Annotated in this window: 24 protein-coding genes; 9 read left to right on the top strand and 15 right to left on the bottom strand. The window is 54.3% G+C overall.

Annotation, left to right across the window (positions count from 1 at the left end; genetic code table 11):
• Genes A3193_RS19310 through A3193_RS19295 form a run of 4 tightly spaced genes read left to right on the top strand, consistent with a single transcriptional unit; the run spans position 1 to position 7,907 of the window.
• Positions 1-3,321 carry a DUF2309 domain-containing protein gene (locus tag A3193_RS19310; protein WP_069015625.1) on the top strand — a complete coding sequence of 1,107 codons (3,321 nt, stop codon included), beginning with the start codon at positions 1-3 and terminating at the stop codon, positions 3,319-3,321.
• Positions 3,314-4,867, top strand: coding sequence for a proton-conducting transporter transmembrane domain-containing protein (locus tag A3193_RS19305; RefSeq protein ID WP_069006375.1), 1,554 nt, complete (start codon positions 3,314-3,316; stop codon positions 4,865-4,867). The genes A3193_RS19310 and A3193_RS19305 overlap by 8 nt, the downstream gene beginning before the upstream one ends.
• A gap of 9 nt (positions 4,868-4,876) precedes the next feature.
• Positions 4,877-6,391 (top strand): complex I subunit 4 family protein, encoded by a 1,515-nt coding sequence (locus tag A3193_RS19300; RefSeq protein WP_069015624.1) that lies wholly within the window; start codon positions 4,877-4,879, stop codon positions 6,389-6,391.
• 13 nt (positions 6,392-6,404) lie between these two features.
• Positions 6,405-7,907, top strand: a complete 1,503-nt coding sequence (locus A3193_RS19295) for a complex I subunit 4 family protein (RefSeq protein WP_069015623.1) — start codon at positions 6,405-6,407, stop codon at positions 7,905-7,907.
• Positions 7,908-7,929: 22 nt separating this feature from the next.
• Here A3193_RS19295 and A3193_RS19290 read toward each other — a convergent pair whose 3' ends face one another.
• The 14 genes from A3193_RS19290 to phnF all read right to left on the bottom strand — a co-directional run bounded on the left by A3193_RS19290 (position 7,930) and on the right by phnF (position 19,396).
• A complete protein-coding gene (locus A3193_RS19290) occupies positions 7,930-8,784 on the bottom strand; it encodes an EamA family transporter (protein WP_069006378.1) in 855 nt (284 codons plus the stop codon).
• Positions 8,785-8,786: 2 nt separating this feature from the next.
• Positions 8,787-9,542 carry a phosphonate metabolism protein PhnP gene (gene phnP, locus A3193_RS19285; RefSeq protein ID WP_069006379.1) on the bottom strand — a complete coding sequence of 252 codons (756 nt, stop codon included), beginning with the start codon at positions 9,540-9,542 and terminating at the stop codon, positions 8,787-8,789.
• Complete coding sequence (gene phnN, locus A3193_RS19280) at positions 9,533-10,099, bottom strand: phosphonate metabolism protein/1,5-bisphosphokinase (PRPP-forming) PhnN (RefSeq protein WP_069006380.1); 567 nt, start codon at positions 10,097-10,099, stop codon at positions 9,533-9,535. The genes phnP and phnN overlap by 10 nt, the downstream gene beginning before the upstream one ends.
• Positions 10,092-11,243, bottom strand: coding sequence for an alpha-D-ribose 1-methylphosphonate 5-triphosphate diphosphatase (locus A3193_RS19275; protein ID WP_069015622.1), 1,152 nt, complete (start codon positions 11,241-11,243; stop codon positions 10,092-10,094). The genes phnN and A3193_RS19275 overlap by 8 nt, the downstream gene beginning before the upstream one ends.
• Positions 11,243-11,968: a phosphonate C-P lyase system protein PhnL gene (locus A3193_RS19270; protein ID WP_069006382.1), complete on the bottom strand. Its 726-nt coding sequence runs from the start codon at positions 11,966-11,968 to the stop codon at positions 11,243-11,245. Before A3193_RS19270 ends, A3193_RS19275 begins: the two co-directional genes overlap by 1 nt.
• Positions 11,969-11,979: 11 nt before the next feature.
• Positions 11,980-12,810 carry an ATP-binding cassette domain-containing protein gene (locus tag A3193_RS19265; protein ID WP_069006383.1) on the bottom strand — a complete coding sequence of 277 codons (831 nt, stop codon included), beginning with the start codon at positions 12,808-12,810 and terminating at the stop codon, positions 11,980-11,982.
• Entirely contained in the window at positions 12,803-13,690 is an 888-nt protein-coding gene (locus A3193_RS19260) for an alpha-D-ribose 1-methylphosphonate 5-phosphate C-P-lyase PhnJ (protein ID WP_069015621.1), read from the bottom strand. Before A3193_RS19260 ends, A3193_RS19265 begins: the two co-directional genes overlap by 8 nt.
• The gene (locus A3193_RS19255; protein ID WP_069006385.1) at positions 13,687-14,802 is read right to left on the bottom strand and encodes a carbon-phosphorus lyase complex subunit PhnI; all 1,116 of its coding nucleotides are present in this window, start codon (positions 14,800-14,802) and stop codon (positions 13,687-13,689) included. Before A3193_RS19255 ends, A3193_RS19260 begins: the two co-directional genes overlap by 4 nt.
• Complete coding sequence (gene phnH / locus A3193_RS19250; RefSeq protein ID WP_069015620.1) at positions 14,802-15,356, bottom strand: phosphonate C-P lyase system protein PhnH; 555 nt, start codon at positions 15,354-15,356, stop codon at positions 14,802-14,804. The genes A3193_RS19255 and phnH overlap by 1 nt, the downstream gene beginning before the upstream one ends.
• A complete protein-coding gene (phnG, locus tag A3193_RS19245) occupies positions 15,349-15,804 on the bottom strand; it encodes a phosphonate C-P lyase system protein PhnG (protein WP_069006387.1) in 456 nt (151 codons plus the stop codon). Before phnG ends, phnH begins: the two co-directional genes overlap by 8 nt.
• 68 nt (positions 15,805-15,872) lie before the next feature.
• Positions 15,873-16,871 (bottom strand): phosphonate ABC transporter, permease protein PhnE, encoded by a 999-nt coding sequence (phnE, locus tag A3193_RS19240; protein ID WP_069006388.1) that lies wholly within the window; start codon positions 16,869-16,871, stop codon positions 15,873-15,875.
• Positions 16,868-17,632 carry a phosphonate ABC transporter ATP-binding protein gene (gene phnC, locus A3193_RS19235; protein ID WP_069006389.1) on the bottom strand — a complete coding sequence of 255 codons (765 nt, stop codon included), beginning with the start codon at positions 17,630-17,632 and terminating at the stop codon, positions 16,868-16,870. Before phnC ends, phnE begins: the two co-directional genes overlap by 4 nt.
• A gap of 82 nt (positions 17,633-17,714) precedes the next feature.
• Positions 17,715-18,635 carry a phosphate/phosphite/phosphonate ABC transporter substrate-binding protein gene (locus tag A3193_RS19230; protein WP_069006390.1) on the bottom strand — a complete coding sequence of 307 codons (921 nt, stop codon included), beginning with the start codon at positions 18,633-18,635 and terminating at the stop codon, positions 17,715-17,717.
• Between the two features lie 29 nt (positions 18,636-18,664).
• Complete coding sequence (phnF, locus tag A3193_RS19225; protein ID WP_083218876.1) at positions 18,665-19,396, bottom strand: phosphonate metabolism transcriptional regulator PhnF; 732 nt, start codon at positions 19,394-19,396, stop codon at positions 18,665-18,667.
• A 398-nt stretch (positions 19,397-19,794) separates the two neighbouring features.
• Between phnF and A3193_RS19220 the strand changes: the two genes are divergently transcribed.
• Positions 19,795-21,807 carry a putative bifunctional diguanylate cyclase/phosphodiesterase gene (locus A3193_RS19220; RefSeq protein WP_069015619.1) on the top strand — a complete coding sequence of 671 codons (2,013 nt, stop codon included), beginning with the start codon at positions 19,795-19,797 and terminating at the stop codon, positions 21,805-21,807.
• Positions 21,808-21,875: 68 nt separating this feature from the next.
• On the opposite strand, the gene A3193_RS19215 is transcribed toward A3193_RS19220, so the two are convergent.
• Positions 21,876-22,940, bottom strand: coding sequence for a carboxysome shell carbonic anhydrase domain-containg protein (locus A3193_RS19215; protein WP_201258748.1), 1,065 nt, complete (start codon positions 22,938-22,940; stop codon positions 21,876-21,878).
• Between the two features lie 392 nt (positions 22,941-23,332).
• On the opposite strand from A3193_RS19215, the gene A3193_RS19210 reads away from it, so the two are divergent.
• The 4 genes from A3193_RS19210 to A3193_RS19195 all read left to right on the top strand — a co-directional run bounded on the left by A3193_RS19210 (position 23,333) and on the right by A3193_RS19195 (position 26,798).
• Positions 23,333-23,569: a BolA/IbaG family iron-sulfur metabolism protein gene (locus A3193_RS19210; protein WP_069006393.1), complete on the top strand. Its 237-nt coding sequence runs from the start codon at positions 23,333-23,335 to the stop codon at positions 23,567-23,569.
• A 102-nt stretch (positions 23,570-23,671) separates the two neighbouring features.
• Positions 23,672-25,297 carry a SagB family peptide dehydrogenase gene (locus A3193_RS19205; RefSeq protein ID WP_069015618.1) on the top strand — a complete coding sequence of 542 codons (1,626 nt, stop codon included), beginning with the start codon at positions 23,672-23,674 and terminating at the stop codon, positions 25,295-25,297.
• A gap of 41 nt (positions 25,298-25,338) precedes the next feature.
• Complete coding sequence (locus A3193_RS19200) at positions 25,339-25,656, top strand: antibiotic biosynthesis monooxygenase family protein (protein ID WP_069006395.1); 318 nt, start codon at positions 25,339-25,341, stop codon at positions 25,654-25,656.
• Positions 25,657-25,811: 155 nt separating this feature from the next.
• Positions 25,812-26,798 carry a malate dehydrogenase gene (locus A3193_RS19195; RefSeq protein ID WP_069006396.1) on the top strand — a complete coding sequence of 329 codons (987 nt, stop codon included), beginning with the start codon at positions 25,812-25,814 and terminating at the stop codon, positions 26,796-26,798.
• Positions 26,799-26,851: the final 53 nt, after the last annotated feature.

Below are 26,851 nucleotides of genomic sequence, written 5' to 3'. Positions count from 1 at the left end.
ATGCAGCAAACCCATTCACCAAGCCAGGAGATCCGAGAACAGATCAGAGCGGCGATCGATCATCTTGCACACACTCTGCCCAGTCAGGCACCGATCCGGGATTTCGTGCATCACAATACACTGCACGGTTATCAGCATCTCCCCTTTCCTGAAGCCCTGGCAACGGCCCGCCGTCTGACCGGGGCCCGGGGTTATCTTCCGCTTGAGCGCTATCAGGCATTCCTCCGTCAGGGAAGGATTACCCGGGATGAACTTCGACACGAGATTGATGAGGAAACAGCGTTACAGCCCGAACTGCTGTTGGCGGAAACCGATCAATACCAACTGAAGCGCAGCGATGTCTACCTGGCGGCAATGATGATGCCCGCCACGATTGTCTCCGGCTGTCAGCTCAACTGGCAGATCGAGGAGAACGGTGCACTGCAAAAACTCAATCCCGAACTGCCTGTCACAGCCCGCAGACAACTGCTGGCGGACGCGGAAACTGCAGGCCAGGGCACTGAGTCAGCGGCAGTTGAGCATCTTTGGCAAGCCTGCCTTGCAGTCCTCAACCTCTCCTATGATCCAACCCATCCGGAGGAGCTGTTCGACCTGGCTCCCGATCTGGCTGAAACCCTGCTCCATGATCTGTTGGATGGCCGCGACAACCTGACCAGTTCACAAAGCAGCAGCCAATTGATGGAGCATTCAGCTCATCTGCGACTGGATGAGATGATGGCGCAGCTTGGCCAGAGTAAGACCATGCGCGACCTGCTACTTTCGCTGACAGGTGAGGACCTGCTTGAAGGCATCAGACCCCAGCTGATCAGGGGACTGGGCAATTTTCTCGACCAGGGGGTATCGAGCTGGCAAGCGGAGTTTACCGAGGGTGGTTTCTATCACTTCTGGCGATCCCAGGCCGCTACCGACCCTGCCTGGCAGTTGGCCGGCATCGAAGGCTGGCAGCAGCACTTTGAACTGCTGGACAACGATCCCCTGGAGACCATCATCAGCGAACTGCATCGCATGGGGCTGGCACAGGAGCAGTGGAGTGGCTATCTTGAACGGCTGGCACTCGAACTGCCTGGCTGGTCAGGCATGGTGCTCTGGCGGCATAACAATCCGAACTATGAATCCCTCGCCGCACCGGTGGAGATGCTCGACTACCTTGCGGTTCGCCTGGTCCTGGAACGGATCCATGCCCACAATCTCTGTGCCCAGCACTTCAATATCGAGTCGAGTCTCGACATGCTGCGCTGGTATTTCCGCCATCAGTTTGATGAGTTCACCGTCAGGGAGGCGCTGTTCAACAGCCGTCTGCCGGAATATCTCGCCAGTCGCGCACAACGGGCCCTGCACGCCCCTGAACAGGGGGATGCCCTGGCCAGTGCGAAACGCTGGAACCACCTGGCACAACTGATCTGGACCTGGCGTCTGAGCAGTGGCCAGTCGCAAGGTCAGGATCGGCCAACCCTGTGCGACGGTGCCTGGCCCCTGTTCCAGCTTGCTCAGCACCTGGGCTGGTGTGGCAGCCAAGTGAGCCAACTCACTTTCAATCAGATCGGTGCGATATTCACCGCACTGGATGAACTGGATGAGGACCGTCAGGGCTATATCTGGCTGAAAGCCTACGAGAAACACTATCGGGACAACATTCTCAAGGCCCTGGCGCAGAATCATGGTCGCGGAGCCTGGACCGATCGTGATGGTGCACCTGCTGCACAACTGATCTTCTGCATGGATGATCGTGAGGAGGGTATCCGGCGTCATCTGGAAGAGATCTACCCGGAAGTTGAGACCCTGGGTGCTGCCGCCCACTTCAATGTGCCCCACAATTGGCAGGGACTGGACGATACAACCGCCACCCCGCTGGCGCCGGTAATCCCGGCACCGGTGATTCCGGTTCATCAGGTATGCGAACAACCGGCTGCTGATCTGGCCACCCTGGGTGCGCAACACAGAAAACGTCACACGTTGCTCAATCAGGGCCACCAGAGACTTCTGCAGATGACCCGCCAGGGTATTGTTTTGCCCGGTCTGCTTTCAGCACTGGCTGCTCCGCTGACCCTGCCGGTGCTGATTGGCAAGGTCCTCGTACCCGGTCTGTTTGGCCGTTTGCAGCAACGACTTAAAACCGGCTTTGAAAAGGATCTGCAGACCCGCATCGATTTCACAGCACCCAATGAGAGTCCGGAAGCAACACTGCAGGCGCCACGTCTGGGATTTACCGATATAGAGCAAGCCGACCGGGTGCAGACCCTGCTGAAGGCTACCGGCCTCACCAGTGGCTTCAGCCCGCTGGTGATGATCCTTGGACATGGCTCCAGAAATCAGAACAATCCACACACCTCCGCCTACAACTGCGGTGCCTGCTCTGGTCGTTTCAGTGGCCCCAATGCCCGACTGGCCGCAGCCATGGCCAACCGCAACGAGGTGCGTAAACTGCTGAGTGAACGGGGCATCGAAATCCCGGCTGGGAGCTGGTTCATCGGTGCAGAGCACGACACCTGCAGCGATCAGATCATCTGCTATGACCTGGACCTGATACCCGACTCGCTGAAAGCGGCCGCAGGCCAACTTGACCAGGCCCTGATACAGGCCAGTCAACGTCACGCCCGGGAGCGCTGCAGACGCTTTGCCTCCGCACCGCACAATCTGACCGATCAACAGGCGATGGATCATGTGTCAGGCCGTGCCAATGACTTCTCACAGGCCCGGCCTGAGCTGGGTCATGCCACCAACGCCTGCGCCTTCATCGGTCGGCGCAGTCTCAGCCGGGGTGCATTCTTCGACCGACGGGCGTTTCTGATCTCTTACGATGCCAGCACCGATCCGCAAGGAGAGGTGCTGGAGCGTCACCTGCTGATCAATGGTGCGGTGGGTGCCGGTATCAGCCTCGAGTACTACTTCTCCACGGTGGACAACGAAAACTATGGCAGCGGATCCAAGGTCACCCACAATGTGACCGGTTTTCTCGGGGTCATGGAGGGTGCCAGTTCGGATCTTCGAACCGGCCTGCCCCGCCAGATGATCGAGATCCATGAAGCGATGCGTCTGCTGGTGGTGGTTGAAGCCAGCACAGAGATCCTCACCACCATCTACCAACGTCAACCGCCATTGCAGCAACTGGTTGGCAACGACTGGGTACAGTTGGTGGCCATCGACCCACAGAGCGGTGAGTTGAAGCTGTTCAATCCCCGCCAGGGGTGGATAGCCTGGCAGGCAGCGGATGAGCGACCCCTGACCAAGGTGGATAGATCGGAAGCCTGGTATCTGGGCTCATCAGGCGCACTGCCTACCGCATTGATCAAAACGCCGATGGAGGATACCGCTGATGATTGAACAGAGTGTGTGGCTGGTCCCCTTCGTCTATTGGCTGGCAGCCGCCTTTATCGCACTTGGCTACATCCTCAACTTCAACAGAGGGGAAGCGGGTGAACAGCTGACCGCTCATATCGCACTATCGGCTGCTGCGATTGCATTTCTGTTGAGTCTGGCTCTGGCTATCATGGGTCTCTGGCAGGGCCCTCCCGGGCAGATCATCCTGGGAGAGTGGTTCAGCAGTGGCATGATCGAACTGTCGATCAGTTTCAGTCTGGATGTTATCGGCCTGTCACTGCTGCCGGTGATAACCCTGATCGCCTTGCTGACCCTCAGGTTCTCGGTCAACTACCTGCATCGGGAGGCAGGATTTCAGCGCGCCTTCTTACTGCTCAGCCTCTTTTCCGGTGCCATGTCGCTGATCGTTATTGCCGGCAATGCGGTGTTGGCTTTTGTCGGCTGGGAGATTGCCGGTGTCACATCCTATCTGTTGATCGGTTATGCGATCGAACGAACCACAGCCACCAGAAATGCGGTGCGGGTATTCGTCACCAACCGCATCGGCGATGCAGGATTCATCCTCGGAATCGCCCTCTCCCTCTACTGGCTGGGAAGTGTGGAGTGGCCGGAGATCGCCCGCCATGGCAGTGAGCTGGAGACCCTGGCTGCCGGCGTGGTGATTATGGGCTTTGTCATCGCTGCATTGGCAAAATCGGCTCAGATCCCATTCTCTCCATGGATCTCCAGGGCTCTGGAAGGACCGACACCGACCTCGGCCATCTTCTACGGTTCATTGATGGTGCATGCGGGTGTGATCCTGATGATTCGCCTCGCCCCATTGCTGCAGCAGGCACCGGCTATCATGGTGATCATTGCCCTGCTGGGTTTATTGACCGTGGCCTACGGCTGGCTCTCCGGACTGAGTCAGACCGACATCAAGAGTTCATTGATGTTCGCCACCACCACGCAAGTGGGTTGGATGTTTTTCTGGTGCGGCATGGGCTGGTTCACCCTGGCAGCCTGGCACTTGGCGCTACACGCCATCTGGCGGGTTTTCCAGTTTCTCGCCTCCCCCGGCCTGGTCAACCAGATCGACAAGCCCACCCCAGCGGTGCCTGAGTGGCTGTCCCGCCAACGCTGGCTGCATCGGGCCTCACTGCAACGCTTCTGGCTCGATCCACTGGCCGATGTGCTACTGGTCAGACCGACCAACTCCCTGGCCAAGGATGTGCAGTATTTCGACGAACAGGTGGTGACCCGTCTGGTCGGCCTGCCGATCTACTCCCGCAGTGTCTCCTCGCTGAGCCAGTGGGAAGCGATCCAACAGCAGAAACCGGGCGGCCCGGTGGATGTCAATCAGGCCACCGGTGTGGCCGGTCGACTGATGGCCTGGCTGGCCAACCTGCTCTATTGGTTCGAGTCCCACCTGGTGTTACGGGAGGGCGGCGCCAGTCTGTGGGATTCGATGCGTCGTATCGGCACACTGGTGGAACGGGTCGAGCAGTTGTTGACTGAGCCCCGTTATCTGATTCTGCTGGTCATGGCGACCTTTGCGGTGATTCTCTAGGGGGGCCTGATGACCATAGATACCATCCACTGGTCGACTCAAATCGGCTACCCCATACTCTCGCTGCTGCAACTGCTGCCGCTGCTCTCTCTGTTTGCCATCTGGCTGCTGAAGCGCCATCCTCTGCTGGTGCCGGCTGCTATCACCGCCGCCTCAATTGAACTGCTGCTGGGCATCGATCTTTGGCGCCACTACGACAGCAGTGTCAGCAGCATGCAGTTCAGTGAAACCGCACAGCTCTTCTCCGTCCTCAATTACCAGACCGCCGTGGATGGTCTCTCGGTGGTATTTATCCTGCTGACCGGTCTGCTGACGTTGCTGTTGATACTCTATGGCAAGGTTCGCGAGCTCAAACCTTACAACCACCTCTTCATGGCCACCTTCGCGGTAGAGGCCTGCCTGATGGGTATGTTCGTTACCCTCAACCTGCTGCTGTTTGTGCTGATCTCGGCTGTCCAGATCGGTATCGTGGGTTACATACTTTGGCGCTGGGGTAACTCCCCGGACAAAGGTATGGCGATGCGGCGTTTTTATCAGTTCATGTCGATCAGCATTCTGTTGCTGTTGACCGGCACCCTGCTGCTAGGCTGGAACTACGCTGACAGTCACCAGGGGGTTTGGGCATTCGATCTGATTCAACTGGCCAAAGCGCCAGTCTCCGAGACTTTCCGTTCAGTGGCATTCTTTCTGCTGTTCTACGGTCTGGCCATCCGTACCCCGCTGTTCCCGTTGCACGGTTGGTTGCCACTGGTTGCCGAGCATGGCAACGTAGCTGTTGGACCTACCCTGTTGCTCGGTTTGAAGATCGGCATCTATGGGCTGTTTCGATTCGTATTGCCGCTGCTGCCTACGGCCGTGATCGAGTGGCACAATTATGTGGTCACCTTTGCCCTGTGCGGCATTTTCTACGCCGCCTTCCTGGCCATGATGCAGGATAACCTGCGGCGTCTGCTGGCCTATGCGGTGATCTCCCATACCGGAATCTTGATACTCGGGGTGTTCAGCCTGGAACATGCCGCTTTCATGGGCAGTGTGATTCTGTCGCTCACCTTCGGTCTCGCACTGGCCGCCCTGGTCTTCACTACCGGCCTGCTCTATCGTCGCACCCACACCACCCTGCTACCCAATCTGGGGGGACTGTTCGACAATCTGCCGTTTCTTGGCATCACTTTTCTGATCGGTGGCCTGGCGATCATCGGCATGCCCGGCACCCCGGGGTTCGATGCGGTACATCTGATTCTGGAATCGGCAATCCACAAGTTCGGTGCCCTGGTGACCATCGCATCCGCTCTGGGTAATGTGGCAGCCGCCGGCTTTCTGCTGTGGGCCTTCCAGCGGGCATTTCTGGCCCCCAGACCCGCTGGTGCGCAACCCTATCAGAACATTGCAATCACCAAAGCGGAAGTGTTCGTGGTCAGCAGCCTGGTGGTCGTGCTGCTGAGTGCCGGCTTCTATATCGAACCCTGGCTGAAACTGATCGACCAGCCCCTGTCGGCACTGAGTGCCCTCTACACATCCCATTGAGAAGTTAATCACCATGGGCCGAATCGAAACACTCACCAACATGCCGCTGCTCTCAACCCTGCTGTTGTTGCCACTGCTCGGTATCGCCATGATCTGGCTGATCCCCCAGGTTAGAGCCAGGATGATCAGCCTGGTCACACTGGTCCTGGCCCTGATCCCGGCCCTCGCTGCGCTGATTCTGCTGGATAGTGCCAGCAGTGACTTCCAGATGGTGGAGACCTATCCCTGGATACCGGCGCTGGATGCCCATTTCAGATTCGGCATCGATGGATTTTCCGCCCCTTTTCTGCCGCTGACGATCTTGCTGTTTATCGCCGTAACCCTGGCGTCATGGAAGCGGATCCAGAACATGCCGCGTATCTACTACAGTCTGCTGCTGATGTTCGCCACCGCTACTCTGGGTGTCTTTATCAGTATCGATACCCTGGCCTTTTTCCTGTTTTGGGAACTGACCCTGGCGCCACTCTATTTTCTGATCAGCTTATGGGGCATCGGCCCACACCGGCGCTACGCCGCAACCAAGTACACCCTGTTCATGCTGGCAGGCGGTATCCCCCTGTTGCTGGCTTTTACCGTACTGGCGATCAACCATGCTGAGATCATCGGTGCGACTCCCCCGGCGGGACTCTCATTCGACTATCTGACTCTGCTCGACACACCCCTGCCCCCAGGCATGGAGACCATCGTCTTTGTTTTCCTGCTGATCGGTTTTGCCATCAAAACCCCTCTGTTCCCTCTACACACCTGGCTACCGATCGTAGCCCTGGAGGGGCCGGTGCCGATTGCCGCACTGTTGGTCGGGTTGAAACTGGGCGCCTATGGACTAATCCGTTTTGCCATCCCCCTGGCGCCCACCGCTGCCCAGGAGTTGCACTGGTTGTTGGCTGGACTTGGCGTGGTGGGCATCCTGTATGGTGCACTGGCCGCACTGAATCAGACCAATCTGCGCCGTATGCTCGCTTATTCATCGATGAGCCATGTCGGTCTGGTTGTGCTGGGTGTCGCCGCTTTCAATCAGCAGGGCCTGCAGGGCGCGATGTTCCAGCTCTACAACTTTGTGCTGATTGCCGGCGGCCTCTTTCTACTCACCGGTTATCTGCACCATCGCCTGGGCTCAACAGACCTGATCCATCTCGGAGGTGTGGCCCAATCCATGCCGCTGCTGGCTGCCTTCTTCATGTTTCTCGGTCTCGCCTCACTGGGGATACCCGGTACCAGTGGATTCCCGGCTGAGTTTCTGATCCTCATCAGCGCCCTGACTACCCATACTGGTGCAGGGTTGGCTGCGTTGTTCGGCATCATCATCGGAGCCGGCTATCTGCTCAACAGCTATCGACAAAGTTTTTACGGACCGATTACCGACAGTCAGATTCGCACCGCTCAGGATCTGAAGCCCAGAGAACTGCTGACCATGCTGGTGTTTTCCCTGCTGGTGCTGATGTTCGGACTGTTTCCGGGAGAAGTTCTGGAGATGACACAGGCAACGACTGATGCCTGGTTGTCCAGGCTGCATTAGCAGAACACCCATGATTGTCAGCTCATCTCACCCATCCCAACAGGAGCAGGCCGGTGCTGACCACACCTGCACCGACTAAACGTTGCCGCCAATGAGCTTTTTCATGGAACAGAAAAACAGAGAGCAGTACTGCCAAAACAATACCCCCATTGGTGAAAGCAACCGCATGGGCTGCTGGCAATTCACGCATGGCTCCCACCACCAGAGCATAGGCAACACCGATACATAACCCCCCAACCAACATCTGTGACCAGGAAGGCTTTAGCGGAGGTATCCAACTGCCGGTCTGTTTTTTCTGCATCAAGGTTAAGCCAAAGAAGGACGCTGCATAACCAACAGTTATAAAACCAAGTTGTTCGGCAAATCCTGGTAGATAGGCGACCGCCAGCTTGTCGCTCAATGAGTAAAGACTGGTGCAGAGAGCTGCAAGCAGTGTCCATGGAAGTGCATGTCTGGTATCACCATCTCCGGATGAGGCGGACAATATCCACAAACCGAATACACTGACACCAATGGCTGAAACTTCGGACATAGACAACTCATCAGCAAAGAAAAGCCATGACCAAACCACAATCAGAAGTGGTGAACTTCGAGCCAATGGGTAGACCAGGGCTACCGGTGCATAGTGGTAGGCGCGTCTGAGCGCAATGAAATAGAGGGTGTTGGAGAGTGCCGTGACTGACATCGCCAACAGCAGTCGTTGATTCCAGTCGGCATTTTCCAGCAAATTCCACAGAGCCCAGGGACCAAGCAACAGCAGGTGCGCCAACAATCCCCACCAGAGATAGTTGGCCCTGGGGTCCACGTGGCGGGCCAACAGGTTCCAGGCCACATGCATCAGCACCGAGGCGCCGATCATCATATAGGCGTTATGCATGATCAATCGACCGGGTAGACAATTTGGTCGTCAGATCCCACCAGGATATTTTCCGGTAGCGCCTGAGGATTTGCCTTCAACCAGATATCCAGATCATGACCAATGTGGGTCAGTACGGTATGACTTGACCCGATGGTTTCATGCAGATCCAGCGCATCATCCAGGTTGTTGTGACCCTGGCGATCGCAACCGGGTACCAGACTGCAGTCGATGACCATCAGATCGATCTGCTGTCTTCTCAACAACTCAGCCGTTGTCGGTGGCAACCCTTTGGTATCGGTCAGATAGGCAATCTGCACGTTATGCCCTGTAAACAGATAACCGAATGTTGGCTTGGAGTGGTTGAGAGACAAAGGAGTTACCCGCAACTCGTTCAGCATGAATGGCACAAACGCTTGCTGGTGATGGAAACGCAGGTTTCCCGGATGTTTATAGAGGTCCGCACAGCCCTCATCATCTTCAGGACAATAGACCGGAATTTCTTCACCAACTCCCCAACGCAGATGAAACAGTCCCTGTACATGGTCCACATGGAAGTGGGTTAACAGTATCCCATCCAAGCTGCCAGCCGGGAACCTTTGAGTCAGATTCATCTGTCCGGCATCCAGCAGATAGGTACGGCCGCCGATATCGAGCTGAGCACTGCAAGGTGTGCGTTGTAACAGGTGGTTGGCAGTGGCTTCATCACAAGCCTCGCAACGACAACCATAGAGTGGCATACCAGCAGCGTTGCCACTACCAAGCAACTTCAGGCGCATGTCCTGGACGCCTCTCTTTGCACCAGTTTCAGCAGCTGTTCACCAGCAAGCTCGATGGGGCCGTTGTTGTTGATCTGTTGCAATTGGGGATGTTGAAGTTGCTGGTCGAGCAAGCGGGCTGTCTCGAGTCGATGTTCGATCTGTTCTGCACTCTCCCGACCCCGCTTTATCAATCGCTGACGTAACTGATCATAATCCGATTTAATCAACACCGGTATGATATCGGGATAGAGATGAGTTGCCTCATCAAGATAGGCCCGTGAACCATTGACCACAACACTCAGACCGCACGATAGCCACTGATCAATTTCAACACCGATACCATACCAGGTTTTATGGCTGTACCACTCGAGTGCAAAACATCCCCAATACATACGATTGGCAAACTCTGTCTCACTCAGCTCAATGTGGTTTTCACCGTTAGCATCGATAGGCCGTGTGATATAGCGATGGGCAATTGCCACCGGTGCACCGGGCAGTAGATGCTGTCGCAGGTAATTGATCAGGCTATCCTTGCCGACACCGGACGCACCAATGATATAGAACAGTTCAGCCATGATCGTAGCGCGCCCGGTAAGCCAACTTGCCGTGAACCCAGCAATCGGTTACCTGAGGTACACCACCCGGTTCTCCCACCGCAATCAGATCAGCACGTTTGCCGACTTCAATCATACCCCGGTCATCGAGTTGCGCGGCCTTGGCCGGATTCACGGTAACCAGGCGCATCGCCTCGGGCAGGCTGAGATCTGACATCTGTGGAATACGCATCACCGCCACTATCAGGGTGGCCGGAGCATAATCCGCACAAAGACAGTCGGCCAGCCCCTGATGAATGGCATCGATCGCCCGCATGGAACCGGATTGACTCTTACCGCGAATGATATTCGGTGCGCCGAATATGGTAGACATGCCGGCTGCCTTGGCAGCGGCAGCTGCAACCATGTTGATCGGAAATTCGGAGATATCGGCGCCTATGCCGAGCATGGTATCCACCCGTTCTGTCGAGTCGTCATCATGACTGGCCACTGAGATACCTGCACTGTGAGCAGCCTCAGCCAGGGTCTGCATCCGCGCAAAAGCGCCGCTGGCGGCCGCCAGTTTGCGCTCCACAATCACTTCCACTTCGTCTGCGGTTTTTTTATAAGTGCGAGTCAGGTAGTCCCGGTAGGCGGCCATATCCTTGAACTGACCCTGTCCAGGGGTGTGATCCATCATCGAGACCATGTGCATGGCATCATCCGCCAGCAGTTGCTGAAGAATCGGCAGTCCACTCTCATCGGTAATCTCATAACGGCAATGCACCCGATTGTCGACCAGACCATGGGGACGCCAGTCGTGTACTGCCCTGGCCACTTCGGCGGCAAAACCATTGTTGCGTACACCCAGTTCGTCATTGGCAAATGAGAGGGCATGATAGACCGTGGTAATACCAGCGGACGCATTGCGTTTATCCGCTTGGGCGCAAGCGAAATCCAATGGAAAATGGACATTGGGTCTGGGCTCAACCTCCTTCTCCAGGGCATCGCAATGCAGGTCGATCATTCCGGGCATCAGCAACTCTCCCTGTAGATCAATCTCTATTGCATCACCGCAGGAGAGGGGATTGATCCCGCTAATGACACCCTCCTCCATCAACAGAGAAGCATCGTCGAGCACCTCATCAGCAAGTACGATGCGGGCATGTGTCAGATAGGTCTTCATCAGGCGATATCCTCAAGTTGTGTTTGCCCATTCAACGGTGGTTCGAGTTCCACCACACGATCAGCGATACGTTTAACCAGCTCTGGCTGGTGGAAGATGGCCAGCATGGCTATCCCCTCCTTTTTCAGCTCTTCGATCTGTCTTATCACCCGTTCGCAGGTGATGGGATCAAGGCTGGCGGTTGGCTCATCGAGCAGCAGCAAGCGTGGTCTGGCAACCAGCCCTCGAGCCAGATTGACCCGCTGCTTTTCTCCACCTGAGAATGTAGCGGGTGAGATACTCCACAAACGACGCGGCAGGTTCATGGCGGCCAACATATCCCGTGCCACAGCCAGCGCCTCTTCCACAGGACGCCCCCGTTGGATCAATGGCTGGGCCACCACCAACTCGGTGGATTGACGAGGCAGAAAGTGAAGAAACTGGGTGACAAAGCCAATTTCGTTACGCCGTAGTGTCAGGATCAGGTGTTCATCCGCCTGCACCAGATCGACCTGTTGCCCTGACTGCATGGTGTAAAAAAGCTGTCCCGAGGTCGCCAGATATGTGCGGTATATACCCTTCAAGATGCTCGACTTACCTGCTCCCGTAGGACCGACAAGCGCGGTGAGACTAGCGCTGTAAACCTGCAGATCCACATCCTTGGCAGAGGGGATCACCGTACCCTGTTCATGCAGGGAAAACGCTTTGGTATAACCTTCAACAGACAGGACCAACTGCTGCTTCATGAATCAATTCCTTACAGGGCTGAGGCAACCAGACGTTGCGTATAGGCGTGTTGTGGATCCTCGAGAATCTGATCTGTGAGTCCACTTTCTATGACACGTCCGTACTTCATCACCAGAGTTCTGTCTGCCAGCAGACGAATCACACCCAGGTCGTGGGTCACTACTATCATCGAGGTACGGGACTGCTGCTGAATCTCCAGGATCAGATCGAGGATTGCCGCCTGCACCGAAAGATCAAGACCGGTAGTAACTTCGTCGAGAAACAGCAGTGGCGGATTGGTAGCCAGAGCCTTGGCAATCTGAACCCGCTGTTGCATGCCCCCTGAGAAGTTGCGCGGCATCTCATCCATCCGTTCTGTCAATACCTCAGTCCGGGAGAGCAGACTGACAGCCCGTTGTCGGATCTGTTTATAGTTGTCCGCATTGGACATCAGCAACCGTTCGGCGATATTGCCACCGGCCGAAATATCGAAATTCAAACCGAGGTGGGGATTTTGATAGACCATACCAAAGCGCTGATTAGCCAAACGTCGCTGCTGTGCCTTATTCAGATCGAACAACTGGTAGGCCATCCCCTGGTCGAAAAACTGCGCACTACCCATGCTCGGTTCTTCATCGAAATAGAGACATTTCACAGCAGTGGACTTACCGGAACCCGATTCACCCATGATGCCGAGTATCTCTCCCTGATAGAGATTGAAGGAGACATCATGAGCAGCTACCACACTGCCACACTGGGGGCAAATATTGGTTTCAAATTGCGGACCGGTCATCGCATAACATGCCGGACAACCTCGCCCATAGCGTTTTGAGAGCCCACTGACACTGAGCACCTCATCCATTGGCCACCTCCACAACTTCTTCCACCCGTCGCTGAAGTTCAAGCTGTTGATTGCACCAATCCGAATCGGAACAGCGGTAGACCTGTTCACCAGTGGCGGAGTCCACATACTCATCCAGGAAGCTGCTGTTGCATCCACAGCGCACACAGCTTCTGCGTTGCCCCTGTTCGTCACTGAAATCCTCCACCCGGAACGGCACATCCTCGAAAGCCAGAGGTATAGCCTGGGTATAGGGTGGTACTGCGTAGATCTTTTTCTCCCGACCGGCTCCCAGCAGAATCAAGGCAGGCGACTGATGTAACTTGGGCACATCCCATCGGGGAATGGGTGACGGATCGATCACATAGTGGTTATTGATGCGGGTTGGATAGCGGTGGGATATGGTGATCTCACTGAATTTGACAATATCTTCATAGAGTTTGACCAACAGGCGGGAGTAATCGGCCTCACCATGCAGCAGTTTGCGCTTGTCTTCAGAGGCTTCCACAACCACCAGAGCATCCGGATATGGAACCTGCAGAACCAGCAACTGATCCTCACGCAGAGGTTTCTCAGGGATCCGATGACGTGACTGGATCAGATCCGCCTGCTCGGTTCTGCATGTTGTATGGATACCTGGACAGGTCATCTCAATGAAGCTACGCAGATTGACTGCGTTCACCGAGTCATCGGAACCCTGGTCGATCACCTTCAAGGTCTCACCACGACCGATCAACGCCAGGGTAAGCTGCAACCCCCCGGTACCGAAGCCTCGACCCATCGGCATTTCGCGGCTTGAGTAAGGTACCTGATAACCGGGGATCGCCACGGCCTTGAGGGTTGCTCGACGCACCTCCTTCTTGGCGTACTCATCGAGAAAACCGAAGTGCTCATCGTTCATGATTTCTGATCCTCAGCAGCCTGTTTACTCTGGGTGGCACGCAGCCGATCCATGTCCGATTGAAAAGTCACGTAATGGGGCATTTTGTAATGAGTGCAGAACCCCATCGAGTCGATACCGTCAATGTGCAGGAGCACGAACTCCGGATCTTCTGAAGGATTGGATGGGGTACCCTGCATACCCTTTTGCAGTGAACGATCCAGAATCGCCATACTGATCGCTTTCACTTCGTTGTGACCAAAGCAGGCACCGTAGCCAAGCGTGAAACTCGGCTTGCCCCCCTGCTCATCACTCTCATACATCGCAACCACCTCACATTCGGTGATCTCCACCTCACCAATCTCCATCGGCTTTCCGCTGATCGGATGCGGCAGCATCACTGGCACGAAACCTACCCGCAATTCGGCCACCGTTGGATGGATATCCCCATAGCCGCGCATGTTCGAGTAGGCCAGCGCCAACAGAGAACCCTGTTCACTGCGCGTCATGGTCGCCAGAGCAGCTGACCGGGGCACCGGGAAGATCAGCGGCTCCCGGGTGATGTCGAAGGGTAGATCCTGATGAGGATTGTGTGGTGCTTCAGCCAACAATCCCTGCTGACGAAGTCCCTCCAGAACCTTGGGGAAGGTATCAGGAATCTGTGCCACATCAAGTCCATCGAACCAGCTTCTGGAGATCGCCATAAAGGCTTCCGCTGATTCATCGAGTAACTCCATTCGCATCAGCCGTAAATGGTAGTCCGTGGTGGCACCCAGCATCTGCCCTCCTGGAATATCCTTGAAGGCGGATGAGATGCGTCGGGTAATCCGCATGCGACTGGTGTCCATTGCCTCGGTCTCAGCAAGACGCGGCATGGTGGAACGGTACGCCCTCAATGCGAAGGCTGCCTCCAGGGTGTCTCCCTGAGCCTGTTTAATGGCCAGGGATGCCAACTTTGGATGGTAGACACCCCCCTCTGATATCACCCGGCTGTGCAACAGCCGCAACTGGTTTTCAATCGTAGACGTATCCAGTGGCTGACTACCCTCACCCTGACGGCTACGCAGAAAATCATACGCCAGCTTGCTTCCTTCGATGGCCTTAGCACCACCCTTGATTGCCACATAAGCCATCAGTGCACCTCCACACGGGTGGTACGGGGCAGTGCCATCAACTGCTGTTGATCAATCAGAATCAGATCGACACCCAACGGAAAGCCACACACCCAGGACTCACGTTTGACCAGCCAATCAGGATCGAGGCCCTGGATGTTGCAGATCCGTTTCTCCTTGATACCGGGTCCAGTCAGATCCAGCTGCAGATCGCCCGCTATCAGTGCCGACACGTGAACCAGCAGTGTGGCCGATTGCTCCGGACTGGCCAATGAGCCAAGCCTGGGTTGAAAGTCAGGTACGTCAATACCAGAACAGAGCAGATAGTCCGCCTCCTCCGGTAGTGTTTGAATGGCTTGCAGCAAGGCGATGTCTGAGGTCTCAAGCAGCTCACTCGAGTCACAGAAACGCACTGAACTATCAAGCAGAGCAGCCAATACCGCCAGCATAGAATTCGATGATGTGTTCAGACCCTGTATCGAGTGCACACTGCCGGGTCGGGACATGGCTTCCAGCAGTAGACGATAGTTCTGCTGCTGGATGTGCGATTGCCAGATGGGTGCAACTTCAAACATCCTCACCTCCCACATCCTCTAGCAGAGAAAAATCCACCTTGGTGCGTGCCAGCATCGCCTTTCGCACCAGACTGATCTGTTCACGCCTGACACGACCCTCATGCAATAGCGCTTCGACCTTTTGCCAACCAGGCAGTCTGCCAGCCAGTACCGCGTCGCAGAGTGCCAGTTGTTCAGCACGCTCCATCCGATCATCCATTACCAATGCACCACCTTCAGCACGATCACCAGATTCGGTGGTGACTGTGACCGTACAACTGGCAAGGGGAAACTCACCAAGATAGAAAGATTCGTTGAATGCACTCTCTTTCATCTTCATCATGCCGAGACCAACCTGTGGCAAGGTAGTGGGTTGGACTTTCCAATCTGCAGGAAAGCCGTTGACCAGCTCCCTCAAGCGCTCCTCGGGCAGTGCTGTCAATGCACTTACCCACTCTTCTCTTGTCATTTCACTGATTCCTCAACTGGATGGATCGGTTGCTGTTCACAATGGTTTTATTGGACAGAACTAGCCTTTTAAAGGGTCTTGTTACGCATCTTCTGTGAGAAATATTCGAGTAGCAGGACAGTGATAAAAATCGCCAGCAGGATCGTGGTGACGTGACCGTAGTCGAACAGATCCCAGCGGCCCTTTAACTCCATGCCGATACCACCCGCACCAACGATCCCCAATACAGTAGCGGTACGGATGTTGCGCTCAAAGATGTACTGCACATATGCGATCCAGGCGGGAAAAACATGGGGGAATACCGCATAGCGCAGCACTTTCAATGAACTGGCGCCGGAAGCCTTGAGTGCCAACTGAGGGCCGGGAGGAGCATTCTCGATCTCGTCCGCAAAAAATTTTCCCAGTACGCCACTGGTGTGAATAGCCAGGGCCAACACACCGGCAATCGGACCGAAGCCATACATCAGCACCAGAAACAGAGCGATAATCAACTCGGGCATGGCCCGGTGCAGACTCAACCAGCCACGGGCGATACTGTAGACAATTCGGTGAGGCGTGTAGTTACGGCTGGAGAGGATACCCAGGGGCAAGGAGATCATGATGGAGATAAAGGTTCCCCAGAAACCCATCTCGATGGTCTCCCACATCTTCCATGACACCTTCACCAGATAACCAACGGGTTCTACCAGAAACTCTGTGGTTTCCACTTCCCAGCTATCGGTCAGGGCGTCATAATCCCGATCTTCAGCTACCTCTATGTAGGCAAAAAGGGGCAGATTGTCCCGATCGAATTCATCCAGTCTATTAACCGGAGTCCGTTGCGAGATGACCAAAGGAAAGGCTTGACTGCCAAAACGGATCGCACCATCCAATACCGGTGATTCACCAATCCCCACAGCCGACAGCAGCGCCTGTGAGGTCTGCATAAATGCCTTGTCCATCTCAGTGTTATGAGCTGAAATGGAGAGCAGTGCAAAGGCCACAAAAGCAATCAACAGATTGCGTGGTGTGATACTCCGGTGCAGCTGCCACTGCTGCCAACTTGAGTGAACGGTATCAGTATTCATGCTGCCTCCTGGGCAACTTCAGCGACTGGCTTCGCCAGCTCGTAGAGTTCTGACTGGGTTGCCTCATCCAGTTCCGCTGGATGACCATCGAAGAACACCTTACCCTTACGCAAGGCGACGATACGGTCGGCGAATTCAAGTGCGTACTCAAGCTGATGCAAGGTACAGATGACGGTGGCAGCGTGGTTTCTGGCGGCGCTTTTCAAACTCTCAAGGACACTACGACTCATCGCCGGATCCAGACTGGCCACAGGTTCATCAGCCAATACCACTTCAGGTTTGGAGATGAAGGCACGGGCGATTGCCACCCGCTGTTGCTGGCCACCGGAAAGTTCCGATGCACGGCGGTAGAGATGCTTCTCCTCCATCCCGACCTCATGAAGCAGTTGACAGGCATTGAGCTGATCATCAAGGGGAAACCACTTCAGCAGACTGCGCCAGAATCCGGTACCCGGCAACAGACCGGAGAGCACGTTGTGCAGTACAGACAATCTGGGCACCAGGTGTAGCTGCTGGTGGATCATGCCGACCCGCCGCTGGATGCTGGAGCGGGTTCTTTTGGAGAGGATCTCTCCGCCGATTATGAGGTTGCCACTGCTGGGAACCACCACACCGTTGACCATATTCATCAGGGTACTCTTACCGGCTCCCGAGGGCCCGAGCAGCACGCAGAACTCGCCTTTCTTTACATGCAGGGAGACATCATCGACCGCTCGTGTACCATCGTCGTAGATACGACTGACAGATTCGAATTTCAACATAGCGATACCTCGAAAAAGCAGTGATGGGGACGGTGCTACCGTCCCCTGGCTGCGGCCTTACGGCCGCATACATACCAGTCGCTTATCGCTGACCGGCTTTATCGATCATCTCGGCTTTGACCTGCTTGGTAACAGCAGCCAGTTTCGCCAGTGCCTCGAAGATTTTCTGCTCTTCGAACTGAGTGTCATAACGGTCCACCTTCTTACCGCCATAGCCACGGATCTTATCCGCTGCAATCTTGGTGTGAATCTCACTGAAGGCTTTACGCAGCTTCGCTTTCAGGTCATCAGAGATACCCTTGTTCATGGCCAGAGGTGGATTTGGGATCGGCTGGGATTTAACCAGCGGTTTGAATTTGGCAGGATCAATGGCGCCCTTCTTTACCGCCTTGCCGAAGGAGTTGTATGAGGCAGCCGCCGCATCAACCTTTCCCTCAGCCAATGCAGCCAGAGAGGCCGAGTGGGAGCCCGCGATGATCACTTTGCTCAGATCTTTCACCGGATCGATTTCACCGGCAATCAGCATCGCCACTGGAAAATTAAAAGAAGAGGTGGAGTTGGGGCTGCCGAAGGCTACACCTTTACCCTTCAGATCGGAAATGGTGTCGATACCGCTGTCTTTGGCGACAAAGATACCGGAGTAGTAAGATGCGTCACCTTTCTTCACATCCACTGCCAGCAAATCAACACCACACTTCTTGTTGGCCTGTCCATAAGTCACAGCGCCATACCAGGCGATATCAGCCTGATTATTGCACATACCTTCGACTACAGCCGCATAACTCTCACCGGCCGCCAGTTTGAAATGAATCCCGTAGTGCTTGGTGATGCCATTGAACACAGGGGCATAGTCCTGGGTGATATCATTGGTACCGGTATCCGCTGGAATCATCAACACACGCAGTGGGTTTTCTTTAGTACCATCCGGCAGCTTGGCTGCAAACACAGGAGTGGATAAAATGACTGCGGCGATGCCCGCAGCTAACAGTTTCTTCAGTTTCATTACTTTTCCTCGACAGTTGGGTAATGTTGCTAGGGATTAACAGAGAGTTGTGTGGCATCGCCTCTAAATCGCGTTACCACATATTCCACCGGTCTCTTGTTGTGGACCGCCAAATTGACGCTCTTAACCCGCAGTACCGGTAGATTGCGGGGCATATTCAACAGAACTGCATCATCAGCTTCAGGAATCACAGCGCTGATCAGACTCTCACTTCGCAGTACCTTGATATTGCTCTGCTGTTCGAGAAAGGCATGCAGTGAACCGCTGTTGTAATCGGCCAGGACCTGGGGTACCTGTTGTAATGGCAGAAAGTGGGAGATTACACAGAATGGCTTGCTGTCTACTTCACGCAGGGTCTCAAGAAAGATCACCTCCTCCCCTACCGGCACCTGCAAGCGTGAGGCAACGCCACCCTTGGCCAGGATGATCTGTTTACGTAATACTCTGCTCTGGGTTGTCTTGCCTTTGCTCTCCAGTGTGGCAGTGAAGCGGGTTTCTGCATTGATACAGTAATCAATTGTTGGCGACAAAACGAAAACACCTGATCCGTGCCGGCGTATTACCAGTCCTTCATTGACGAGTTCATCAATCGCTCTTCTCAGGGTATGGCGGTTGACATTGAATCGTATCGCCAGCTCCCCTTCCGGGGGCAAAGCATCACCCGCCTTATAGAGATCCTGTATCTCTCTTCGCAACAGATCACTGATCTGCCGATAGATGGGAAGCCCACCGCTTCCTCTACGCACCATCTGTACAGACATCTAGATATCTCCTGTTAGGTGGCGCTACCCTAACAGTCGAATATAACGCTCAATTGACGCTAGGATTGCAATTCCATTACCCAATCTTTTTATTTATTTTCCAAATATTTGCGATGTTCGGACTGGGCAGGCAGGATATTATTGAAATGTCATGCATTGCTGTAAGTGGCCTGGAGACTGCTAGGGCCTGTTAACACTCATCAGGTGATTTCAAGTAAAAACCTAATTATATGGGAGTTGATATCCACAGATCCTGATCGCAGAATGACACTCAATACCCTTAGATTCCTACAAGGATTAACCATTCAGACGCACTGATATCCTCGCTGCGTGTACGGTAAGTAATGACCTCAACCCGATAATCCTTAGAGAGGAAATGGAATTGGGATGACAACAAAATGAAACCACCGAAGATCGGACATCTCTCCATAGGCTTTGGCGTGACCCTGCTGATCTCACTCGGCATTGTCGGTTATCTGTCGTTCACTGGTGATCAAATGGCCCGTCGCCATGCACCACAGATCGATGCGGCGATGGAAATCAAGCACAATGCCACCATGGCACACCTCTGGTTCGAGGAGATCATCTCCGGCGACCGTAATGAACTGATCGAGGATGTCTGGCACTATCTGGATGAGTCCGACTGGTATGCACGCGCCCTGCTTGAGGGGGGCAGCAATCAGGAGGGAACCTTCGTACCACTGCAATCGAAATCGATGCGTCAGCAGATTGAGTCAGTACGCAAAGCACTTGATCAATTCCGCCGTATTGCTGAAGAGCGTTATGGCAACTACGCAGCCTCCCTGCCGGGTTCCGGCATCGATCAGAAATTTGACCAGGTGTTTGCCGGCTTTATCGACCAGGCGGACCAGGTCAAGAGCCTGCTGCAAGCATCCATCAATGCTGAAATGAAAAGGTTCGAGCAAATCACCGTCATTCTGGTGGTTATGCTGCTCACCACAGGCATCATTGTTGCGGTAAGCCTTTTTCGTCTGGAAGGTCAAAGAACCTACAATCTTTTGACAATTGAGCAGCGAAATAAAGAGATCGAATCCCAGAACAACCGACTCGACTACCTTGCCCACTTCGACAGTCTTTGCGGTCTACCCAACCGAACACTGTTCATTGACAGACTCGAAACCGCAATCACTCATGCCAAAAGAAAGTTGAACTGCGTCGCCATGTTATTCATCGATCTCGACCGCTTTAAGAGTGTCAACGATCGTCTGGGCCATGATAACGGGGATAAGCTGTTGACGTTCGTAGCCAAACGTATCCAACAGAGTCTTCGTGAAGATGATTCAGTGGCCCGTTTGGGAGGAGATGAGTTCACGGTTATTCTGGCGGACCTGGACGATCGGGATCAAGCCACTGCAGCGGCCCAATCCGTTGCAGAGAACATCACTCATGAGTTGGCAAAATCCTATAACATCAATGGCCATCAGGTAGAACTCTCGGCAAGTATCGGCATCGCCATCTATCCATACGATGCACAGGAAGCGGATGAACTGGTAATCAATGCCGACCATGCCATGTACGAGGCGAAAAAAAACACCCGGGACAGTTTTCTCTTCTATTCCGATGAGATCAACAAGCGAGTGAAACGGACACTACAGGTTGAACACGATCTGCGTACGGCGATTCGTGAACAACAGTTTACTGTCTACTTTCAACCACAATGGGATCTGCACAACGATACCATTTGTGGTTTCGAAGCTCTGGTACGCTGGCAACATCCCACTGAAGGTCTAATGCTGCCTGGCGAATTTATCCAGATTGCTGAGTATTCCGGGCAGATTGCCGAGATCGACCTGATGGTTTTGAAAATGGCCTGTCAACAACAACAGCAGTGGTTAAAACAGGGATTGAAGCCAGGTAAAATGGCAGTCAATATCTCTGCCATGCTGTTCTCACAATCCGACATAGCCAAAATAGTCTCCAGCAACATTACCGAGTTTTGCCTTAGCGGCCATGAACTGGAACTTGAGTTAACCGAATCGGCAATGCTGCATGATATCAACCACACCAAAGAGGTGTTCAAACAGCTGGGCCACATCGGCATACCATTAGCGATCGATGACTTTGGAACCGGCTACTCATCGATGGCCTACCTGCATAACCTTCCTGCAAAAGTGATTAAAATCGATCGGACTTTCATACGTGACATTGAACGCAACAAGACCGGGCAAGCCATCGTTCAAAGTATGTTGGAGCTCGCCGAGAATATGGGTATGGAAGCGATCGCTGAAGGCATAGAGACAAATCAGGAGCACGGCTTCGTCAGATCAACCAAATGTCGTATTGGACAGGGTTACCTGCTGGGCAGACCGATGACCGCCGAGCAGGCCCACTCCCTGCTCATCTCCCAGCAGGATGAGAATGTAACCCTGATGCCGCCCCGGGAACAATAAACGGGTCCTGGCACTCGATCAGGTGGACAGTTACACATTCACCGAGTTATTAACCCGCTCTATCGGGATCAGGGCCCTTCATTCATTATCTCAAGCGCCCGTGACTGCCAATTCAACACAGCAGATTTCACATGCATCTTCTCAGCCAGTTGCGGATTGCTTTGGCGAATCTCTTTGGCAGCGAATTCACACAAAAAATTGGATTTCATCTTTGCCCTGGCCTGATCCACTCCCACATCCTGAAAAGGTACCGAGGCAAACAGCAGAAAGCCATCATCCGGTATCCGGCCAGCCTTCATGTTGCTCTCAATGATACCGGCTGCTTTATGAATCGGATCGGCCAGGCTGGGGCTGTATGGACCGATGATCAGTGCAATATTCGGCATGTGCAGAAAGTCGAAACCACGACCGATGCAGATCATCCACTCCCGATGCTCGATATTCAGTTCACGGTCGATCTTCCTGGCCGCTTCGATGTGATCGAGATTGCCTGCAATCAGCGGCAGTAGATCCTCACACATCTGCTGAGACATATCCGGAAACAGGGCTTCCAGCCTTGGTCTGAGGGTATCTCTCTCAAATGGCTTGATATCGGCCATGTTCAGCAGCTCCCCGTTGCTGCCATGCAGAATCAGCGCGTCCTCGTCGGTCTCGAAACCACAGACGATGGGATAGACGGTCTGGTGTCCTCCACCGAATACCGCTTCAACCTGACGTTTGATCTCAAAAGTATGAGCTTTTGCCGCCTCCGTATCGTAATTGAATCCGGCACACCCCCTTTGCGGATCACCTTTGGAAAAGTGGTAGGTGATCAGAATCATGGTGTGGCGGCCTTCGGAGATTATGTTCTGTACATAGCTGGCCAGCACTTCACCCAGATGGGGCCAGCCCAGATCGAACATACCACCCAGATTGCGGAAAGGCTGAATGATACCTTTCGGAGTATTGGTGGCAATCGGGATATTGATTCGCCCATCCATACACTTCAGTACCGCAATTGCTGTTGGGTGCTCTGCCAGATAGCGGGTGCGGGCTAACCAGCTTTCCGGATTGGTGTAGTTACAGGAGTGGTTGTGGGCGTGGTTGAACAACCAGTCAATACGTTCTTGAATCGGTTTATTATGGATATCCATGGTCACCTTCCTGCCGGAATATTATTATCAACCGACGAACCTGCAAGTCACTTTTCAGTGATTTTCAGCATGCCTTCGACTCAGGCCTGGCTCAGCGGATAAACAGAACGTTGCACCAACTGTTGCAGACTGTCAAATATCTCTCAATAGGTAGATATCAAGTGGACAAGCCTCCACAGTTGGCCGTGTCATTGACTATGCCGATTACCACGGTTATCCACCGACTCATCAAGCGGTTGTAGCAAGGGGGACCAGTCCGTATAGTGGCTCGAATAGGCTTTACTCATCCATTTCCGACCGGATTTCCACAAATTTCTCATCGAATCAGTCTGCCCCTGGGATGCGAAACCGTGAGAAAATGGGCCGCTCCTAATGAGCAACGGGATATCGACATGAATGAACAAGATTTGATGCAGCGCATTAAAGAGATCTATCCGGATGCGGAAATCAGCGTTGCCGGGGAGAGTTGCAGCTTTGAGGTCAATGTCACCACGCCGGCGTTTGCCGATATGAAAAGCCTGCAGCGACAACGCTCCATCTTAACCCTTTTCAATCAGGAGATTGCCTCCGGGGAACTGCATGCCCTTACCATACGGGCCAAAACTCCCGATGAAGTGGCCGCCTCGTAGAGAGCAGAAGGATCTGCATGAGGTGCGGGGTGATTCCGACTTGTATCAAGACCGAGCGAATGAGCATCACCAAACCAGAGTGAAAGACAGTCTTCCCCCCCTATGATTGCAAACCACTCGACTTCAACCCTGGAGCTGGTACGCGCCTATCACGAGCGGACCAAGCACCACTTCGACAGATACGCCTCAGGTCCGGACTTTCTCGACTGGGAGCAGCAGCCCAATCCATTCAGGCAGTTTGAATCTGCACCGCAGATCAAACTTCCCCTGGAGTTTGAAAAACTGCCCGAACCGGGGCTGAATAGCCTCAGCAAACTGCAACCTCAGCTTGCAATAAAGGACTGGGGATTGACAGAAATCTCCAGCCTGCTGCGCTTCAGCATGGGGCTGGCCGCCTGGAAGGTCTACGGACCTGATCGATGGTCACTGCGCTGCAATCCCTCCAGTGGCAATCTGCATCCAACAGAGACCTATCTGCTGGTCAGTGGCTTGAAGTCACTAAAGGATGGGGTTTATCACTATGCCCCCTATCCCCACGCCCTGGAATTGCGTGGGGAAACCGGATCGGCTGTGCAAAGCCAACCACAGATCCTGCTGGCCTTCAGCAGCATTGCCTGGCGTGAAGCCTGGAAATATGGTGAACGGGCCTACCGCTATGTGCAGCTCGACATCGGTCATGCAATCGGTGCCCTCGCCTACTCGGCCGCAGCACTTGGATGTTGCCTGCAACGTCTACCGGTCAGCCGCGGTGAGCTGGCAAAACTACTGGGACTCGACAGGCAGGAGGATTTCAAGGATGCCGAGGATGAATACCCGGATCTGATATTCCGCCTCCAGGAGCAGCCGGATCCGACAGCGGACTCGAGCCGTGCTGATGAGATAGAACTCCCCACAACCAGCCAGTGGCATGGCAATGCCAATCGGCTCAGCCAGCAGCCGAGCCACCATTGGCCACTGATCGATGAGTTGGAACAACCTCTCATGGCGTGCCCACCCTGCCGGCAAGCACCCCTGGAGGAATCGATCCCGGCACCTGCAAGCGTACCGGACCAGCCAATCCACCAGATCATTCTGCAGCGACGAAGCGCACAGGCCTTCAATGGTAAATCGATCCTGCAGCAGAGCCATTTCTATCAAATACTCGACCACTGCCTGCCCCGAGCAATCGAGCAGCCGTGGAAAAGCTGGCCCTACCAGCCCCGAATACATCTGCTGCTGTTTGTCCACCGGGTGGAGGGTCTGTCACCCGGCCTCTATCTGTTGCCCCGATCACAGCAGGCGCTTCCCTGGCTGAAACAGAATCTGGATGAGGATTTCAGCTGGCAGGCCATTGAAGCCTGTCCTGCCCATATTCCGCTCCATCAACTGGTCAGTACTGAGGTAAAAAAAGCCGCGCGAGCCCTAAGTTGCCATCAGGATATCGCTGCCAGCAGCTTTTTCAGCCTTGGCATGCTGGCGGAGTTCGACACAGCGTTGCAGGCTTCAGGCCCACTAGCCTATCCGGAGCTATTCTGGGAGGCCGGACTGATCGGTCAGGTACTCTACCTGCAAGCGGAGGCCCATGGTGTCAGAGGCACGGGCATCGGCTGTTTTTTCGATGATGCGGTTCACCAGATTGCGGGCGTGAAAGATAGCGGATTGCAAAGCCTCTATCACTTTACCGTTGGTGAGGCAAAACCCGACAACAGGCTGCAGACACTCCCCGCCTACCGCCATTTAGGTAGATAGCCGCTATAGCACCCAAGAAATCAGAATCCAAGGAGTCAAAAATGTTTATTGTTGCCAACCGAGTTCCAGTCGCTGAGGCCTTCGAGGAGATGTTCGAGGCCCGCTTTCAGGCCCGCAGCGGTCAGATTGAAAAACAACCCGGCTTCGTACGAATGCAGGTCTTGAAACCGAGCGACCCGGATACGCCCTATATTGTGTTGACCAGCTGGCAGGACAAAGCCGCCTTCGAAAACTGGGTCGGTAGCGATGACTTTCGACAGGCACACGCCAACCCGATGCCGAAAGAGGCTTTCGCAGGTGAAGGCGCCATCGAAATGCATGAAGTGATCATTGAGGCTGAATCTGCCAAAGCCAACTAGGGCCTGTTAACACTAATCCAATAGGCCCTAGCGCAGCCCAATAAAAAGGATTGATAAATATATCGCTTTTAGCTTCAGAATTGACTATGCCAAAAGAGCGTAACTAACTATACTTATCCGGGCATCTAATAATTTAATGGGAGGATCCAACTGAAATGAAACCCGCTGTAAAAGTCACCATAACCGGCGCTGCTGGACATATCGGATACGCGCTGGCATTTCGAGTCGCTTCAGGCGATATGTTCGGTCAGGACCAACCGGTCATTCTTCGTCTGCTCGAGATCCCCCAAGCCATCTCCTCACTCAACGGTGTTGGTATGGAGTTAGAGGATTGTGCCTTTCCCCTGTTGCACGATATCGTCCTCACCGATGACCCAAGTATCGGTTTTCGAGGTACCGATTACGCGATCCTGATTGGCGCAAAACCCCGTAGCAAGGGCATGGAGCGTAAAGATCTGATTACTGAAAACGCGAAGATCTTCTCCAATCAGGGCAAGTCAATCAATGATCACGCCTCCCCGGATGTACGGGTACTGGTGGTCGGCAATCCGGCCAATACCAATGCCTTGATCGCAGCGGCCAATGCACCGAACCTGAAACTGAGTCAGTTTACCGCAATGACCCGCCTGGACCACAACCGGGCCCTGGGACAGCTGGCCAACAAGACTAATTCTCTGGTGTCCGATATCACCAGAATGACCATTTGGGGCAACCACTCCATGACCCAGTATCCCCATATCGATAACTGCCAGATCAACGGCAAGCCGGTATTCGATCTGGTCAATCAGGATTGGGCGATCGATCACTTCATTCCCAGAATTCAGCGACGCGGTGCGGAAATCATCGAGGCCCGCGGCCTCTCCTCTGCGGCCTCTGCGGCTGACGCGGTCGTTGACCATGTGCACGATTGGGCACTGGGTACAAGGGATGATGACTGGGTCAGTATGGCGGTCCACTCCGATGGCAGTTACGGGATTGATGAGGGCGTCGTTTTCTCATTTCCGGTGAAATGTAAAAATGGTGAATATGAGATAGTCCAGGGCCTGGAACCGGATGATTTCAGTATCGCCCGTCTGAAAGCCTCGGAAAAAGAGCTGCTGGAAGAGCGAAAAATCATCGAGGATCTGCTGCCAAATCGCTGATATTGTCACCCTCATCAACCCGGCGATGAAATCGCATCGAGGATGTGACTGGG

Origin of the sequence: Candidatus Thiodiazotropha endoloripes (genome assembly GCF_001708965.1) — a bacterium.
Lineage (GTDB): Bacteria > Pseudomonadota > Gammaproteobacteria > Chromatiales > Chromatiaceae > Thiodiazotropha > Thiodiazotropha endoloripes.
This window is presented reverse-complemented; position numbering and strand designations above follow the sequence as displayed.

Bases quoted from the DNA above. Each gene is read 5' to 3' on its own strand.
- A3193_RS19310 (WP_069015625.1), top strand. From the start codon at position 1: ATGCAGCAAACCCATTCACCAAGCCAGGAGATCCGAGAACAGATCAGA.
- A3193_RS19305 (WP_069006375.1), top strand. From the start codon at position 3,314: ATGATTGAACAGAGTGTGTGGCTGGTCCCCTTCGTCTATTGGCTGGCA.
- A3193_RS19300 (WP_069015624.1), top strand. From the start codon at position 4,877: ATGACCATAGATACCATCCACTGGTCGACTCAAATCGGCTACCCCATA.
- A3193_RS19295 (WP_069015623.1), top strand. From the start codon at position 6,405: ATGGGCCGAATCGAAACACTCACCAACATGCCGCTGCTCTCAACCCTG.
- A3193_RS19290 (WP_069006378.1), bottom strand. From the start codon at position 8,784: ATGCATAACGCCTATATGATGATCGGCGCCTCGGTGCTGATGCATGTG.
- phnP (WP_069006379.1), bottom strand. From the start codon at position 9,542: ATGCGCCTGAAGTTGCTTGGTAGTGGCAACGCTGCTGGTATGCCACTC.
- phnN (WP_069006380.1), bottom strand. From the start codon at position 10,099: ATGGCTGAACTGTTCTATATCATTGGTGCGTCCGGTGTCGGCAAGGAT.
- A3193_RS19275 (WP_069015622.1), bottom strand. From the start codon at position 11,243: ATGAAGACCTATCTGACACATGCCCGCATCGTACTTGCTGATGAGGTG.
- A3193_RS19270 (WP_069006382.1), bottom strand. From the start codon at position 11,968: ATGAAGCAGCAGTTGGTCCTGTCTGTTGAAGGTTATACCAAAGCGTTT.
- A3193_RS19265 (WP_069006383.1), bottom strand. From the start codon at position 12,810: ATGGATGAGGTGCTCAGTGTCAGTGGGCTCTCAAAACGCTATGGGCGA.
- A3193_RS19260 (WP_069015621.1), bottom strand. From the start codon at position 13,690: ATGAACGATGAGCACTTCGGTTTTCTCGATGAGTACGCCAAGAAGGAG.
- A3193_RS19255 (WP_069006385.1), bottom strand. From the start codon at position 14,802: ATGGCTTATGTGGCAATCAAGGGTGGTGCTAAGGCCATCGAAGGAAGC.
- phnH (WP_069015620.1), bottom strand. From the start codon at position 15,356: ATGTTTGAAGTTGCACCCATCTGGCAATCGCACATCCAGCAGCAGAAC.
- phnG (WP_069006387.1), bottom strand. From the start codon at position 15,804: ATGACAAGAGAAGAGTGGGTAAGTGCATTGACAGCACTGCCCGAGGAG.
- phnE (WP_069006388.1), bottom strand. From the start codon at position 16,871: ATGAATACTGATACCGTTCACTCAAGTTGGCAGCAGTGGCAGCTGCAC.
- phnC (WP_069006389.1), bottom strand. From the start codon at position 17,632: ATGTTGAAATTCGAATCTGTCAGTCGTATCTACGACGATGGTACACGA.
- A3193_RS19230 (WP_069006390.1), bottom strand. From the start codon at position 18,635: ATGAAACTGAAGAAACTGTTAGCTGCGGGCATCGCCGCAGTCATTTTA.
- phnF (WP_083218876.1), bottom strand. From the start codon at position 19,396: ATGTCTGTACAGATGGTGCGTAGAGGAAGCGGTGGGCTTCCCATCTAT.
- A3193_RS19220 (WP_069015619.1), top strand. From the start codon at position 19,795: ATGAAACCACCGAAGATCGGACATCTCTCCATAGGCTTTGGCGTGACC.
- A3193_RS19215 (WP_201258748.1), bottom strand. From the start codon at position 22,940: ATGGATATCCATAATAAACCGATTCAAGAACGTATTGACTGGTTGTTC.
- A3193_RS19210 (WP_069006393.1), top strand. From the start codon at position 23,333: ATGAATGAACAAGATTTGATGCAGCGCATTAAAGAGATCTATCCGGAT.
- A3193_RS19205 (WP_069015618.1), top strand. From the start codon at position 23,672: ATGATTGCAAACCACTCGACTTCAACCCTGGAGCTGGTACGCGCCTAT.
- A3193_RS19200 (WP_069006395.1), top strand. From the start codon at position 25,339: ATGTTTATTGTTGCCAACCGAGTTCCAGTCGCTGAGGCCTTCGAGGAG.
- A3193_RS19195 (WP_069006396.1), top strand. From the start codon at position 25,812: ATGAAACCCGCTGTAAAAGTCACCATAACCGGCGCTGCTGGACATATC.